We start from the raw sequence: 15,540 nt of genomic DNA on the forward strand, positions 1-15,540 counted from the left end.
GGAGGTCATATACATATGCTGTTAGCTTCTGTACCACAGCTTGACCGTGTAGCTATCCAACTTGGGCCGTTTCCTGTGTATTGGTATGGGATTATTATCGGTACAGGTGTGCTATTAGGTCTTTGGCTGGCAACTCGTGAGGGAGAAAGGCTAGGTATTCCAAAAGATACATTTGTTGACCTTGTATTAATTGCAGTGCCGATCGCTATTCTTTTTGCGAGAATGTACTATGTTATTTTTGAATGGGAGTATTACGCACAAAATCCGAGTCAAATTATTAATATTCGTCAAGGTGGTTTGGCGATTCATGGTGGTTTGATCGGGGCTGTTATTACCGGTGTTCTTTTTGCGAAGCGACGCGGGGTTTCTTTCTGGAAGTTGGCAGATATTGCTGCACCAAGTATTTTACTAGGACAAGCAATTGGCCGATGGGGAAACTTTATGAACCAAGAGGCGCATGGTGATGAAGTAACGAGACAGTTTTTAGAAGGTCTTCATTTACCAGATTTCATTATTAATCAAATGTATATTGAGGGTGTGTACTATCATCCGACGTTTTTATATGAATCATTATGGAATTTTGCAGGCGTAATTTTACTACTTGCATTAAGGAAAGTGAATTTACGTCGCGGGGAGTTATTCTTCACATATTTAATTTGGTATTCAGTAGGACGCTTCTTCGTAGAAGGCTTACGTACAGATAGTTTAATGCTAGGACCACTTCGTATTGCACAAGTAATGTCAATTGGACTTGTTGTTATTTCTATTATTTTCATTATTGTGAGACGAAAAATGGGGCAAGCTGATAAAAGATATTTAGAAAATTAGAGACAAGTAGCATCTTATTATAAGATGCTGCTTCTTTCATATTCAGGAAGGTGAAAGGACTAAGGCGATGAGAATAAATACAGTGTTATTTGATTTAGATGGAACTTTAATTAATACAAACGAACTTATTATTTCTTCTTTTTTACATACTTTAAATACATATTATCCAAATCAATATAAGCGTGAAGATGTGTTGCCATTTATCGGCCCATCTTTGCATGATACTTTCAGTAAGATTGATGAAAATAAGGTTGAAGAGATGATTACAAGCTATCGCAAATTTAACCATGATCATCATGATGAATTAGTAGAAGAATATGAAACTGTATATGAAACAGTTCGAGAGTTGAAGAAGCAAGGTTATAAAGTGGGTATTGTTACAACGAAAGCGAGACAAACCGTTGAGATGGGATTACAGTTGTCAAAGCTTGATGAATTTTTTGATGTTGTCGTGACAATTGATGATGTAGAGCATGTGAAACCACATCCAGAGCCACTTCAAAAAGCGCTTGAATTATTAGATGCAAAACCAGAAGAAGCATTGATGGTTGGGGATAATCATCATGATATTGTCGGTGGTCAAAATGCGGGGACGAAAACAGCTGCGGTTTCATGGACGTTGAAAGGTAGAGCTTATTTAGAAGCTTACAAGCCAGACTTTATGCTAGATAAAATGAGTGATTTGCTACCGATTTTGTCTAATATGAACCGTTCATAAAGGTCCAAGTAAGTTAGTAGAGGAGCGAGCTAAGTGCGACGGACAACGCGCTATCCTGTTTCAGGAGAAAATTCATTATGGAATGTGTATAAAACAGTGTCTTTTTGGAAGGTAATGAAAAACTTTATTATTATCCAAATTGCACGTTACACGCCATTTTTATCTGTGAAGAATTGGTTGTACCGCACTTTTTTACGGATGAAAGTAGGAAAGAAAACATCATTTGCGCTTATGGTAATGCCGGATATTATGTTCCCAGAAAAGATAACTGTGGGAGAGAATTCGATTATTGGCTATAACACAACGCTTTTAGCACATGAATATTTAATTCGTGAATATCGACTTGGGGAAATCGTTATTGGAAATGAAGTGATGATTGGAGCGAATGTAACAATATTACCAGGTGTGAAAATTGGAGACGGTGCGACTGTCTCAGCTGGCACACTTGTTCATAGAGATGTACCGAGCGGTGCTTTCGTAGGTGGAAATCCAATGCGTATTATTTATACGAAAGAGCAAATGACCGCCAGAGAAGGTTCATGGTGAAAATGTAACATTTCTCCTCTTTTTTTATGAATAAAAAGGAAATAATTGAGTATAATATACTGTTTTGTTTTTTACGGAATCGTTTATACTTATAGATAGAAGAATGTGTGAACGAAGAAAACAAAAAACTGGAGGATATATGGGGAAAAATCAAAGGATATATAAGGAGAACGGACAAGTTATCTCTTTTAATCAATTAGCGGACTTCTTTTATAAAAAAGGGATGAGAGCTTACAAAGGACAAAAATTGCAAGATGCAATTAAATATTTTCGAAGAGCGGCACAAAGTGAGAAGGAGCCGTTTATTTTATGTCAATTAGCAACAGTATTATCTGAGGCTGGTGAATATCAAGAGTCAAATCAAACCTTCTTAAAGTTAATTAGATCTAATCCAGAACTTGAACAGTGCTATTATTTTATTGCAAATAATTATGCATATATGGGGTTATTTCAACAGGCGAAGAAATATGCGGATCGCTATTTAGAAGTTGCAAAAGAGAAGGAATTCGTAGAAGATACATTAGAACTTCTTGAGATTATGGAAGAAGAAGCAATGGGTGCGGAAGAGATTGAAGATGAAGATGATTTAATTGTTATGCAGGAAGAAGCGAATCGTTATATTCGTAATGGACAATTGGAGGAAGCAATTGCTACATTAGAAATTGTTACGAAAGATTATCCGGAATTTTGGTCAGGTCATAATAATTTAGCCATTGCACATTTTCAATCTGGTAATGTAGACAAAGCACTGAAGTTAACAGAAATGATTTTAGAGAAAAATCCTGGTAATATACATGCGCTTTGTAATACGCTTATTTTTCTATATTCAATTGGAGAGCATAAACAAGTAGAAGCGTTAGCGGGACAGCTAGTTTCGGTATATCCGATTTCATTTGAACATCGTTTGAAACTGGGAACTACACTTGCAACAATTGGTTATTTCGAGCATGCATATAAATGGTTCAAATTATTAAAGCGTCAAGGATATGAGGGAGACGTTAGTTTTTATTATTGGTTTGCATATTCTGCTTATATGGTGAAAGATCAGCAACTAGCTGAAAAAATGTGGCAATATGTCGTGGAATTGCATCCTGATAAAAAGGGAAAAGAACCGTGGAATGCGCTGAATTTAGCAGATGAAGGACAAAACGTGTTATTTGAAGAATTACGAAAATCATTTCAGCAAAGTGCGACGCTAGAAGAACAAATGCTAGCTTTATATTTAATGAATGAATTGTCAACGCCGGAGAAGGTGGGATTCTTCTTTGATATAACGCAAGCGAAGAACGGTGTTCCCATCGTATCACAACTTGCAAAGTACTTCTTTTTACTTAATAGTCATAAGAGTATTCCAGCTGATTTACAGCAATTTGAGCAGTGCGCGAGAATCGCGGATGCATTATACAATTATACGAAAAAAGATGATGAATTAATTGAAGAGTGTTTACACTTTTGGTTTTGTACGTTCATACGTTTATATACATCTGGAGACATATTTACAAATGTGTACGGCTGGTCAGCTGCGATTGAATACATTGTACGCGGCGAACAAGGAAATAAAATGACACAGTCGGAGCTTGGAGATGTATATAATGTATCTGTAGCGACTGTCCGAAAGTATGTGCAAGCTGTTAAGCGTACGCACACATAAGATAAGCAAATCATTGGGAAAAAAATGATGCTAACAGTATAATGAGGGTAACTTAATTGTGTAGGAATGGATAGGAGTGAATAGTGTGTCAGAAGAAAAAATTTATGATGTCGTTATTATTGGTGCAGGACCAGCTGGTATGACAGCTGCAGTATATACATCTCGTGCAAATTTAAGCACATTAATGCTTGAGCGTGGTATTCCAGGTGGCCAAATGGCAAACACGGAAGATGTAGAAAACTACCCAGGTTATGAGTCTATTTTAGGACCAGATTTATCAAATAAAATGTTCGAGCATGCGAAGAAATTTGGTGCTGAATATGCATACGGTGATGTGAAAGAAGTCATCGATGGTAAGGAATACAAAACAATTATTGCTGGTAAAAAAGAATATAAAGCACGTGCAATTATCGTTGCAAGCGGTGCAGAGTATAAAAAAATTGGTGTACCGGGTGAAACAGAACTTGGCGGCCGCGGTGTATCATATTGTGCAGTATGTGACGGAGCATTCTTTAAAGGAAAAGAACTTATCGTAATTGGCGGTGGAGATTCTGCTGTTGAAGAGGGTGTGTTCTTAACGCGCTTCGCATCAAAAGTAACGATCGTTCACCGTCGTGACACGCTTCGTGCACAGAAAATTTTACAAGACCGTGCTTTCCAAAACGAAAAAGTAGATTTCATTTGGAACCACACGATAAAAGAAATCAACGAAGCAAGTGGTAAAGTAGGAAGTGTAACACTTGTGGACGTAAATAGTGGAGAAGAGAAAGAAGTCAAAACTGACGGCGTATTCGTATACATCGGTATGTTACCTTTATCAAAACCATTTGTTGAACTAGGTATTACAAATGAAAATGGTTACCTTGAAACGAACGAGCGTATGGAAACGAAAATTCCTGGTATTTTCGCAGCTGGTGATGTTCGTGAAAAAATGCTTCGTCAAATTGTAACTGCAACAGGTGACGGTAGTATTGCAGCGCAAAGTGCACAACATTACGTAGAAGAATTATTAGAGGAATTAAAAACTGTATCAGAAAAATAAGGGATAATATACCTTGTGAGAAGAAAGCTACCGACAGGAGCTTTCTTCTTTTTTTGTGTGAAAATGTCAAAGTTTTGTCAAAAAATATAAGGATTATAAGCTTTCTTATTGATATACTGGACTTTACGGAAAAAATCACTATAAGAAATGAGGAATTTATTCAGTATGGAATGGCGTAATATATATCGTGGATTTTGTATGGGCGTTAGTGATTTAATTCCTGGTGTGAGCGGCGGTACAATCGCTGTTGTGTTAGGGATTTATGAACAATTGCTTGCGGCAATTAGTGGATTCTTTAGTCGTGAATGGAAAAAACATTTAGGATTTTTAATTCCACTTGCAGCTGGTGTGGCAGCGGCATTTTTAACGTTAAGTCACGTTATTAAATATTTACTTGCAAATCATTATGAACCGACTCAATTTTTCTTTCTCGGTTTAATTATTAGTATATTACCGATGTTAATGAGGGAAGCTGATGCAAAGTCGTCGTTTAAAGGTAAGCACATCGTTTTATTAATAGTTGCAGCAATTCTTGTTGCGATTACAGCTTTCTTTAAACCAGATAAGGCAGCAGATCCAATTACGACGTTAACAATTTTAAATGCAATTGGTTTATTTTTCGCAGGATGGATGGCTAGTATGGCCATGCTGCTTCCTGGAATTAGTGGATCGTTTATTTTATTAATTATTGGTGTGTATCCCACAGCAATTAACGCTTTAACTACACTTAACTTACCTTTAATCGTGGTTATCGGTGCTGGTGTTATGGTTGGATTTGTTGTAAGTAGTAAAGGCATTAGTTTTTTATTAGATCGTTATAAAAGTATGACATTTGCGGCAATTATTGGACTTGTAATCGGTTCGATTGTAATTGTATTCCCTGGGATTCCGACTGGCGGATTTTCAATTATAAGTTCAATTATTACCTTTGTTTTAGGATTTGCGATTGTTACTTATTTCGGTAAGAAATAAGTACTTTAGTCCCCTTGGCGATAAAAAGCGTTAAGGGGATTTTTCATGCTATTCATTAAAAGTCTAAGCATTTACATTGCTTGTTATAGAAAGCTTTTTTAAAATTGCTGAGTAGCATATGCTTAGCGAAAGAGGACTGGCTCCTTCGTTGTAGCAAACTGTTTTTGATAGTATAATGAAAGAAGTATGCAGTGAGGAATTTTACTGCAAGTAGCTGAGGTGAAGAAACATGCAAAGAGTGACAAACTGTGTGTTAATTAGAGATAATGAAGTACTCTTACTCCAAAAACCTCGCCGAAATTGGTGGGTTGCACCAGGCGGGAAAATGGAGCGTGGTGAGACTGTAAGAGATTCCGTTGTTCGCGAGTATCGTGAAGAAACAGGTATTTATTTGAAAAACCCAGCGTTAAAGGGGGTCTTCACCTTTGTCATCCAAGAAGGTGATAAAGTTGTTTCTGAATGGATGATGTTCTCCTTTTTAGCGACAGATTTTGCAGGAGAAAACAAACTAGAGAGCGAAGAAGGCATCATTGGTTGGCATACATTTGATAAAATTGATGATTTAGCAATGGCGCCAGGAGATTATCACATTATTGATTATTTAATTAAAGGAAATGGCATAATCTACGGTACATTTGTATATACCCCAGATTTTGAGTTGCTTTCATATCGATTAGATCCGAGTTAAACCGTCAAGGAGAGGATACAATGACAGAGAATAATGATATAAAAATGGTAATTATTACAGGGATGTCTGGAGCTGGAAAAACAGTAGCTTTACAAAGTTTTGAAGATTTAGGATATTTTTGTGTGGATAATTTACCACCGATGTTATTGCCGAAGTTTATTGAGCTTATGGCGGATTCAAAAGGGAAAATGAATAAAGTGGCACTTGGTATTGATTTACGTGGCCGCGAGTTTTTTGAACATTTATGGGGAGCACTTGATGATTTATCAGAACGTACATGGATTATTCCTCATATTTTATTTTTAGATGCGAAAGATAGTACGCTTGTAACTCGTTATAAAGAAACGAGACGTTCGCATCCACTTGCACCAACTGGTTTGCCGTTAAAGGGAATCGAAGCAGAGCGTAATTTATTAACAGATATGAAGGCACGAGCGAATATTGTGCTTGATACATCGGATTTAAAACCGAAAGAATTACGTGAAAAAATTGTTCACTTGTTCTCAACAGAAACTGAGCAAGCATTTCGTGTAAATGTTATGTCATTTGGATTTAAGTACGGTATTCCAATTGATGCAGATTTAGTATTTGATGTTCGTTTTTTACCAAATCCATATTACATTCCACACATGAAGCCATTAACAGGACTAGATGAAGAAGTTTCTTCGTATGTACTGAAATTTAATGAGACACATAAGTTTTTAGAGAAGTTGACGGATCTGATTACTTTCATGCTGCCTCATTATAAAAGAGAAGGCAAAAGTCAACTTGTAATTGCAATTGGATGTACAGGTGGACAGCATCGTTCTGTTACGCTTACAGAATACCTTGGGAAACATTTGAAACCAGAGTATAGTGTTCATGTATCTCATCGTGATGTGGAGAAGAGAAAGGGCCATTAAGGGATGAAAAAAGAGAGAAAGCCTAAAATTGTCATCATGGGAGGCGGAACTGGACTCTCTGTTTTATTAAGAGGATTAAAGCAATATCCTGTTGATATTACAGCAGTTGTTACAATTGCTGATGATGGTGGCAGTTCGGGTAGATTACGTGATGAGCTAGAAATTCCACCTCCAGGTGACATCCGTAACGTACTTGTTGCGTTATCGGATGTAGAGCCACTGGTGGAAGCTTTATTTCAGCACCGTTTCACAACAGGAGACGGACTGAAAGGTCATGCGTTAGGAAATCTATTGTTGGCAGGTATGACCTCGATTACAGGAGACTTTTTCCATGCAATTACAGAAACAAGTAAAGTATTAAATGTCAGAGGACGTGTATTACCAGCAGCGAATCAAAGTGCGGTACTTCATGCGGAACTTGAAGATGGGGAAATTGTAACAGGTGAATCAAAGATTCCTTATTACGGAAAGAAGATTAATCGTGTCTTTTTAACTCCAGAAGATGTAGAGCCATTGCATGAAACGTTGGCTGAGATTAAACGAGCTGATTTACTTGTTTTCGGTCCTGGAAGTTTGTATACGAGTATATTGCCCAATTTAGTTGTTAACAAAATTGGAGACGCTGTTCTTGCTGCAAAGGCGAAGAAGGTATATGTATGTAACGTTATGACACAAGCGGGTGAAACGATGGGATATACTGCTTTTGATCATGTGCAGGCGTTACACGATCATTTAGGGCAACCATTTATCAATACTGCAATTGTAAATAACCGTGAGATTCCTTGTGAATTACGCAAGTCATATGAGGAAGAAATGTCTACACCAGTTGTAGTGGATGAAGAACGTTTTGTTGAAAATAATATTGATGTTATTCAAGAGGGATTAGCGAAGTATGATGATCATGTTGTAAGGCATGATACGTTAAAGTTAGCGTCCATTTTATATTCATTGTTATAAATATGCGTTGCCTCGTTTGAGGTAGCGCTCCTCATTCATATAGGACAAGAATTTTGTTCCATAATAATCGTATAAGGAGGTGTTGACTGTGTCATTTGCATCAGAAACAAAGAAAGAGTTGACGAATCTTGAGATGAAGGAATGCTGTGAGAAAGCAGAATTATCAGCGTTACTTCGAATGAACGGGTCGCTTTCTTTTTCAAACCGTCGTCTATCTATCGATATTCAAACGGAAAATGCGGCAATTGCAAGAAGGATTTATACGCTTTTGAAAAAAGGATATGACGTGACGGTAGAATTGCTTGTCCGTAAAAAAATGCGCTTGAAGAAAAATAATGTATATATTGTGCGGCTTGTTGAGAAGTCTCGCGAAATATTAGCTGATCTTCATATCGTTCGAGATGACTTTTCATTTATTCGAAATATATCACAAGAATTGATTGAGAAGAAATGTTGTAAACGATCGTACTTACGTGGCGCATTTTTAGCAGGTGGTTCAGTAAATAACCCAGAAACATCATCTTATCATTTAGAAATCTTTTCGTTATATAAGGAACATAATGATGCTATATGTGAACTGATGAACGGATTTGATTTAAATAGTAAGACGTTGGAAAGAAGAAAAGGGTACATTACGTATTTGAAAGAAGCAGAAAAAATTACAGAGTTTTTAAATATTATAGGTGCTCATAATGCACTTTTAAGATTTGAAGATATTCGAATCGTACGTGATATGCGTAATTCTGTAAATCGTTTAGTGAACTGCGAAACAGCTAATTTAAATAAAACAATTGGTGCAGCACTAAGACAGATTGAAAATATTCGTTATATTGATGAGACAGTTGGTCTTGATATTTTGCCGGATAAATTACAAGAGATTGCACAATTACGAAGAGATTATCAAGATGTAACATTGAAAGAGTTAGGTGAGATGGTATCCGGGGGGAAGATTAGTAAGTCGGGTATTAATCATCGTTTGCGTAAAATCGATGAAATCGCAGAGAAATTACGCGCGGGGGAAACGTTAGTAAAAAAATAAGAGGTTAAAGGGGAAATGGAGCTGTGGTTCAAAAACGAGTTCAGGTTTCATTAAAAAACGGTTTACAAGCACGTCCGGCTGCGTTGTTTGTACAAGAGGCAAATCGCTTTCATGCAGATATCTTCATCGAGAAAGATGGAAAGACAGTAAATGCAAAGAGCATAATGGGGATTATGAGCTTAGCAATTGGAACTGGAAGCATGATAACAATTACAACAGAAGGTTCAGATGCAGAAGAGGCTTTAGAAGCATTAGCTGCATATGTACAATAAAAAGCTATCGCGTATATGCGATAGCTTTTTGTTTTTGCAGTTTACTTAAAGGGAGTTTTCGGGGTAGGGGGTATGTAGGTGGTTTGTCCTTGTCGTAGATTGTCGGTAAATCGATATGTTGTGTCGAACCGTTGATATATTAAAAAAATCGTTGATATAATTTAAGTTTTGTTCGATATAATTGAAAAATCGTTGATATATTTAGGTAAATACCAGGGTGGGTATCCAGACGGAGGTGCATGATAATAAAAAAGCGCCCTGTAATAGGGCGCTTTTTTTATGTATCTAGCTCCAGCGGCTAGAATCTCCGGTCGCTTCGCCCCTTCATTCGAGGCAAAAAGCGCCTCGGAATCAGGGACTCCATCGCCCTGCGATTCTGAACGAGCCGCTTTTGCTTTTAGTTGTATCTAGCTCCAGCGGCTAGAATCTCCGGTCGCTTCGCCCCTTCATTCGAGGCAAAAAGCGCCTCGGAATCAGGGACTCCATCGCCCTGCGATTCTGAACGAGCCGCTTTTGCTTTTAGTTGTATCCAGCTCCAGCGGCTAGAATCTCCGGTCGCTTCGCCCCTTCATTCGAGGCAAAAAGCGCCTCGGAATCAGGGACTCCATCGCCCTGCGATTCTGAACGAGCCGCTTTCGCTTTTAGTTGTATCTAGCTCCAGCGGCTAGAATCTCCGGTCGCTTCGCCCCTTCATTCGAGGCAAAAAGCGCCTCGGAATCAGGGACTCCATCGCCCTGCGATTCTGAACGAGCCGCTTTCGCTTTTAGTTGTATCCAGCTCCAGCGGCTAGAATCTCCGGTCGCTTCGCCCCTTCATTCGAGGCAAAAAGCGCCTCGGAATCAGGGACTCCATCGCCCTGCGATTCTGAACGAGCCGCTTTCGCTTTTAGTTATATCCAGCTCCAGCGGCTAGAATCTCCGGTCGCTTCGCCCCTTCATTCGAGGCAAAAAGCGCCTCGGAATCAGGTGCTCCATCGCCCTGCGATTCTAAACGAGCCGCTTCTGCTTTTAGTTATTAACGATTTGTAAAGATCTTATCGATTAAACCGTATTCTAAAGCTTTTTCTGCTGTCATGAAGTTGTCGCGGTCTGTGTCGCGTTGTAGTACTTCAAGTGGTTGACCAGTGCGGTCAGCAAGAATTTGGTTTAGTTTTTCACGTAAGAATAGGATACGTTTTGCAGCGATTTCGATTTCAGTCGCTTGACCTTGTGCTCCACCAAGTGGTTGGTGAATCATTACTTCACTGTTTGGAAGTGCATAACGTTTTCCTTTTTCACCTGCTGCAAGTAAGAATGCACCCATAGATGCAGCCATACCGATACAGATTGTTGATACTTGTGGTTTAATAAACTGCATTGTATCATAGATTGCCATACCCGCTGTGATAGAACCACCAGGGCTGTTGATGTAGATGTGAATATCTTTTTCTGGATCTTGAGATTCCAAGAATAAAAGCTGGGAAACGATTGAGTTAGCTACGTTGTCATCAATTGCACTACCAAGCATAATGATGCGGTCTTTTAATAGTCGAGAGTAAATATCGTAAGCGCGTTCTCCACGATTTGTTTGTTCAATTACTGTAGGAATTAAATTCATCTGTTATTTCCTCCTTATAAAGCTTTCTTAGTCTTATAATACAATTATGGTCAATAAAGGTCAAACGAAACCACTTTAAATCAAAAAAATATGTAGTTGTACCATGAAATATTCGCTATGTTTTCGAAATTCCCTGCTTATGTATCTTCAACATCATAACCGAATTACATAAATTTAAACGTTATGAAAACTGGAGAAAAAAGAAAAGAACGCCTTTTAACTGAAGCGTTCTTTCGATAATTAGTCTTTTAAAAGATAGGTTACTTTATTTAAAATCTTTTCGATTTGTTTCGCGTTTTTACTATACATTTCGCTTGCTGATTTCGACTTTGTTTCTAAGGAAAATAGTTCAAGATCAGCATGACATTTTTTTAAAGATGCTAATAATAAAGGTTTGTTTTGAGGAGAAGGCATCTGGAGTTTGTCATTGTAAATGTCGATAGTAAGTTGTCCGTATGAATCCACTTGACCGAGGAAGACATTTTCAATAACAACACCGAGTTTTTCTAATTCTGAATGTAGCCAAGCGCGGTTATGTCCGCTTGCTGAAAGAGGTTCATCTAGTACATTTCCATCCATAATAACAGTTTGTGGTTCTTTCTCGTTTGGTACTTTTAAACCGATGTCTTTTGCTGTAAGTGGCTGGGAATCTTTCTTTAATAATACATTTAATTCTCCGCTTGGTTCTAAGACAGCAAATTCGACTTCAGCTACGCTGAACGCACTTTTTCCACGGAGAAGTTCCAGTAATTCGTCACTCGTATATTTTTCTTTCTTCAAGTTATCTTCGAGTATCTTTCCGTCTTTTATTAATACGGTAGATTTCCCTTCAAAGAAGTCCCGAGCTGTTTTGTTCTTTAAAGAGAGGATTCCTGTTAAAAAAGGTACCACAGCGAAAATGAGTATCGCAAAGACGCCGTGAAAAAATTTTGAATCGAGCCCTGTAGATACTTGGGCAGCGATGTCACCAATCGTCATTCCGGCTATGTATTCAAAAAAGGAAAGCTGAGAGATTTGTCTTTTCCCTAACCATTTCGTAATAGCGAATAAAATAATTAATATGAATACAGAGCGAAGAATGACAAGTGTCCATTCCGGCAGGTGAGACATAGTCCGTTTCCTCCAGTCTACTTAAAACCCTTTATATTGAGGTTCTTCACGTTCTAATACTGAAATTCTATCCTTTAAATCAGCGATGACGCTGTCCATTTCTAACATACATTCATGAAATACGCGTTTTGATTCTTCGTCTTGTGAATTTAATGAAAGGGAGCTTAAACTTGCTTGGGCGCCCCTTACACTAGCAAGGCAAGTTTTTACGCTAGCGATAACAGTCATATAAATACCTCTTATCCTTTCGGTTTGAATAGTAATGCTCCAATGAAGCCGAAAATAATAGCTGCTGATACACCGGCGCTCGTTACTTTAAACATGCCGGTAATAACGCCAACGATGCCATGTTTTGCAGCTTCTTCCATTGCGCCATGAACGAGGGCATTACCAAAGCTTGTAATAGGTACAGTTGCCCCGGCTCCAGCGAAATCAATTAATGGCTCATACAAATTAAATCCATCTAATATAGCTCCAGCAACAACGAGTGTTGCCATTGTATGAGCGGGTGTTAGTTTGCCGACATCAAACATAAGTTGGCCGATTACACATATGAGTCCGCCAATGACGAAAGCCCAGAAAAAAATCATTGCGTTGCACCTCCAAATTCAATCGAAACGGCATGAGCGATACACGGAATCGTTTCTTCTTGTTGGAATGTAAGTGGAGATAGTAAAGCGCCTGTCGCAACGACAAGTATTTTTTTGAACTCTCCTCTTTTCATTCGGTTTAATAAATGACCGTACACGACTGTTGCGGAACATCCAGGCCCACTAGCACCAGCTATGACAGGTTGTCCTTCTCTATAAATGATAATTCCGCAATCTTGAAATTGTTCGCTCGTTACTTTCGTTCCGTGTTTATGTAGTAAGTCATAAGCAATTTCGCGTCCTACATGTCCGAGATCACCTGTTACGATTAAATCGTAGTAAGAGGCATCAATTTGGCGTTCACGTAAATGGGCTTCAATTGTATCAACTGCAGCTGGAGCCATTGCGCCTCCCATATTAAACGGATCCGTTAATCCCATATCAACAACTCGCCCAATCGTTGCAGATGTTACTCTTGGACCATGGCCAGTATCGCTTAAAATAGCGGCTCCTGCTCCGGTTACTGTCCACTGTGCAGTAGGCGGCTTTTGTCCACCGTATTCGGTAGGATAGCGGAATTGTTTTTCTACAGCAGTATTATGGCTTGAAGCTCCAGTTAATAAATATTTTGCACCTTTTGCATTTACGATACTTGCTCCAAGTGCTAAACCTTCCATAGAAGTAGAGCAAGCCCCGAATAATCCGAGATAAGGAGTGCCCAGTGTGCGGCAAGCAAAGCTTGTTGGAGTAATTTGATTAATTAAATCTCCTGCGAGTACGAATTGAATATCATCTTTACGAAGTTCTGCTTTTTCAGTAGCGCGACTACAAGCTTCTTCGAATAAAATCTTATGTGCTTTTTCATAGGAATCTTGTCCGAGCCATAAATCTTCATGAAGGATATCGAAGTCTTCTGGGATGTTCCCCTTTGCTTCAAATGGTCCACCGACAACCCCTGTTGAGATAATGACTGGTTTGTTTTCAAATACCCACGTTCGATGTCCTTGTAACATTTATAGCCCTCCCCATTGAACGAGAATAGTTTTAATAAGTGCGATGACGAAAGCGGAAAATACACCAAATAAAATAACAGAACCAGCTAGTTTAAACATATTGCCGCCAACGCCAAGGACAAATCCTTCCGTTCGATGCTCAATACATGCGGCAATAACAGAGTTACCAAATCCAGTAACAGGTACAGCTGTACCAGCACCGGCAAACTGTCCAAAACGATCGTATATACCAAATCCAGTTAGTAACATGGAGATGAAAATGAGAGTTGCGACTGTTGGATTGCCTGCTGAGCGTTCAGTGAAATCAAAATATGTGATGTAAAAAGTAGAAATGAGTTGTCCGATGAAGCAAATAAAACCACCGACGAAAAAGGCTTTTATACAATTTTTTAAGACAGGTCGTTTCGGTTCGCGTTCTTGTTCGAATTTTTTATACTCCTGTTGTACAGGGGTTAAGTTTTTATCTTTACTAGACATTGCAATCCTTCCTTTTCTTTTAAAAAGCGTTAAGTGTTAGACTCCATTTTTTTACCAATGAATTTTAATTGTTTATTAATTTCATCTTTAGATACTTCTTTTTCCTTAATTTTTCTTTCGAGTTTTTCGAGTAACATAAAGATTTTTTTATCTGTACTGACACGAACATCGAAAGTAGGATGCTCATCACTTAGCTGCTTTTGAAGCTTTTTACGAAGAGGTTTTAATCCAAACCTTTCGTGATGCTCCGGTGTAACTGCTATGTAGAGATCTAAATTTGAATTCACTGCTGTGCTTTTTATAATTTCATCCATAGCGAGAGCTCTTTTCTTCGCTCCTTGTGATATAGATTGATTAAAGGATTCCGTACTCGTCTTTGTTAACTTTGGACCTTTTTCTTTCTCCGTTCGTTTTGCTTCTTCTTTCACTTTTTTATCTAAAGGACTATTATCACATCCGGTAAAAGAGCTAAATAGAAGTGCAAATAATGCGGTTATGAGGCCGAGTTTTCGCATAATTATCATTCCATTTCTATTGCAATATGTAATGTGATAGAAAAAGGATGACTGCATATCATCCTTTTTCTATTTCACAGCAAATCTGATTCGTTATTGCTGTGAGTATTGTGGTTCTTCTTGTTGGACTTCTTCAACACGTGGGTTTAAAGAATCGATAATCGTTTGTGTTTGCTGCGCAGCTGTTTGGAAAAGTTGCTTAGCTTGTTGGTTATCCGTATCAAGAGCGAATCCCTCTAAGCTAGCTTGGGCACTTTTTAATCCAGAAACAGTCTGCTTTAATTTTGTAATTACAGTCATTGAATGAAGCCCCCTTTGGAATATCAATTCAAAGATTATAATTTGTGAGTTGGGGTGAATTTATGATTGGAAAATTTAGGGGTGGAATAGATTTTATATGCTTTTAGCTAAGGTGTATAAGGTATTATGGGGATATTTTTATTGATTTAGATGGATTTTATTGCTATTATTATGAGAAGAAAATGAAGTGTTTTCTATAATCATGCGCCCATAGCTCAGTCGGATAGAGCGGTGGTTTCCGGTACCACGTCTGCCGGGGGTTCGAATCCCTCTGGGCGCGTCAAAAAGTCCTAACTTACGTTTTGTAGGTTAGGACTTTTTTAT

At 38.3% G+C, this 15,540-nt stretch carries 19 protein-coding genes and 1 tRNA gene; 12 read left to right on the forward strand and 8 right to left on the reverse strand.

Annotated elements, in window-relative coordinates:
- Positions 1 to 15: 15 nt before the first annotated feature.
- The 11 genes from lgt to HMAS_RS22385 all read left to right on the forward strand — a co-directional run bounded on the left by lgt (position 16) and on the right by HMAS_RS22385 (position 9,615).
- On the forward strand, positions 16 to 828 hold the full coding sequence (gene lgt / locus HMAS_RS22335) for a prolipoprotein diacylglyceryl transferase (RefSeq protein ID WP_000922850.1): 813 nt from the start codon (positions 16 to 18) through the stop codon (positions 826 to 828).
- Between the two features lie 67 nt (positions 829 to 895).
- Entirely contained in the window at positions 896 to 1,546 is a 651-nt protein-coding gene (ppaX, locus tag HMAS_RS22340) for a pyrophosphatase PpaX (protein WP_001222402.1), read from the forward strand.
- Between the two features lie 33 nt (positions 1,547 to 1,579).
- On the forward strand, positions 1,580 to 2,092 hold the full coding sequence (locus tag HMAS_RS22345; protein ID WP_001255070.1) for an acyltransferase: 513 nt from the start codon (positions 1,580 to 1,582) through the stop codon (positions 2,090 to 2,092).
- Between the two features lie 139 nt (positions 2,093 to 2,231).
- Entirely contained in the window at positions 2,232 to 3,743 is a 1,512-nt protein-coding gene (locus tag HMAS_RS22350; RefSeq protein ID WP_044306528.1) for a tetratricopeptide repeat protein, read from the forward strand.
- Positions 3,744 to 3,828: 85 nt separating this feature from the next.
- Positions 3,829 to 4,785: a thioredoxin-disulfide reductase gene (gene trxB, locus HMAS_RS22355; protein WP_001288078.1), complete on the forward strand. Its 957-nt coding sequence runs from the start codon at positions 3,829 to 3,831 to the stop codon at positions 4,783 to 4,785.
- A 165-nt stretch (positions 4,786 to 4,950) separates the two neighbouring features.
- Complete coding sequence (locus HMAS_RS22360; RefSeq protein ID WP_000455197.1) at positions 4,951 to 5,757, forward strand: DUF368 domain-containing protein; 807 nt, start codon at positions 4,951 to 4,953, stop codon at positions 5,755 to 5,757.
- A gap of 229 nt (positions 5,758 to 5,986) precedes the next feature.
- Entirely contained in the window at positions 5,987 to 6,445 is a 459-nt protein-coding gene (locus HMAS_RS22365) for an NUDIX hydrolase (protein ID WP_001190080.1), read from the forward strand.
- Between the two features lie 20 nt (positions 6,446 to 6,465).
- Complete coding sequence (gene rapZ / locus HMAS_RS22370; protein ID WP_000138459.1) at positions 6,466 to 7,347, forward strand: RNase adapter RapZ; 882 nt, start codon at positions 6,466 to 6,468, stop codon at positions 7,345 to 7,347.
- A gap of 3 nt (positions 7,348 to 7,350) precedes the next feature.
- A complete protein-coding gene (locus tag HMAS_RS22375; protein WP_000712188.1) occupies positions 7,351 to 8,304 on the forward strand; it encodes a gluconeogenesis factor YvcK family protein in 954 nt (317 codons plus the stop codon).
- A gap of 88 nt (positions 8,305 to 8,392) precedes the next feature.
- Positions 8,393 to 9,343, forward strand: coding sequence for a DNA-binding protein WhiA (gene whiA / locus HMAS_RS22380; RefSeq protein ID WP_000006558.1), 951 nt, complete (start codon positions 8,393 to 8,395; stop codon positions 9,341 to 9,343).
- 23 nt (positions 9,344 to 9,366) lie between these two features.
- Positions 9,367 to 9,615 (forward strand): HPr family phosphocarrier protein, encoded by a 249-nt coding sequence (locus tag HMAS_RS22385; protein WP_000250307.1) that lies wholly within the window; start codon positions 9,367 to 9,369, stop codon positions 9,613 to 9,615.
- A gap of 1,014 nt (positions 9,616 to 10,629) precedes the next feature.
- On the opposite strand, the gene clpP is transcribed toward HMAS_RS22385, so the two are convergent.
- The 8 genes from clpP to HMAS_RS22440 all read right to left on the reverse strand — a co-directional run bounded on the left by clpP (position 10,630) and on the right by HMAS_RS22440 (position 15,216).
- Positions 10,630 to 11,211 (reverse strand): ATP-dependent Clp endopeptidase proteolytic subunit ClpP, encoded by a 582-nt coding sequence (gene clpP, locus HMAS_RS22405; protein ID WP_001049162.1) that lies wholly within the window; start codon positions 11,209 to 11,211, stop codon positions 10,630 to 10,632.
- A gap of 240 nt (positions 11,212 to 11,451) precedes the next feature.
- On the reverse strand, positions 11,452 to 12,321 hold the full coding sequence (locus HMAS_RS22410; RefSeq protein ID WP_000018924.1) for a DUF421 domain-containing protein: 870 nt from the start codon (positions 12,319 to 12,321) through the stop codon (positions 11,452 to 11,454).
- 21 nt (positions 12,322 to 12,342) lie between these two features.
- Complete coding sequence (locus HMAS_RS22415) at positions 12,343 to 12,549, reverse strand: DUF1657 domain-containing protein (RefSeq protein ID WP_000215909.1); 207 nt, start codon at positions 12,547 to 12,549, stop codon at positions 12,343 to 12,345.
- Between the two features lie 11 nt (positions 12,550 to 12,560).
- Entirely contained in the window at positions 12,561 to 12,911 is a 351-nt protein-coding gene (gene spoVAE / locus HMAS_RS22420; protein WP_000575919.1) for a stage V sporulation protein AE, read from the reverse strand.
- Complete coding sequence (spoVAD, locus tag HMAS_RS22425; RefSeq protein ID WP_000938972.1) at positions 12,908 to 13,924, reverse strand: stage V sporulation protein AD; 1,017 nt, start codon at positions 13,922 to 13,924, stop codon at positions 12,908 to 12,910. The genes spoVAE and spoVAD overlap by 4 nt, the downstream gene beginning before the upstream one ends.
- Positions 13,925 to 14,401, reverse strand: coding sequence for a stage V sporulation protein AC (spoVAC, locus tag HMAS_RS22430; RefSeq protein ID WP_000095399.1), 477 nt, complete (start codon positions 14,399 to 14,401; stop codon positions 13,925 to 13,927). It lies immediately after the preceding gene.
- A 29-nt stretch (positions 14,402 to 14,430) separates the two neighbouring features.
- Positions 14,431 to 14,916 (reverse strand): YhcN/YlaJ family sporulation lipoprotein, encoded by a 486-nt coding sequence (locus HMAS_RS22435; protein WP_001228545.1) that lies wholly within the window; start codon positions 14,914 to 14,916, stop codon positions 14,431 to 14,433.
- Positions 14,917 to 15,009: 93 nt separating this feature from the next.
- Positions 15,010 to 15,216 (reverse strand): DUF1657 domain-containing protein, encoded by a 207-nt coding sequence (locus HMAS_RS22440; protein ID WP_000216166.1) that lies wholly within the window; start codon positions 15,214 to 15,216, stop codon positions 15,010 to 15,012.
- 204 nt (positions 15,217 to 15,420) lie between these two features.
- On the opposite strand from HMAS_RS22440, the gene HMAS_RS22445 reads away from it, so the two are divergent.
- Positions 15,421 to 15,496: transfer RNA gene (locus tag HMAS_RS22445), tRNA-Arg, on the forward strand.
- The last annotated feature ends 44 nt before the right edge of the window (positions 15,497 to 15,540 follow it).

Origin of the sequence: Bacillus sp. HMA207 (genome assembly GCF_003402455.1) — a bacterium.
Classification (GTDB): Bacteria; Bacillota; Bacilli; order Bacillales; family Bacillaceae_G; genus Bacillus_A; species Bacillus_A cereus.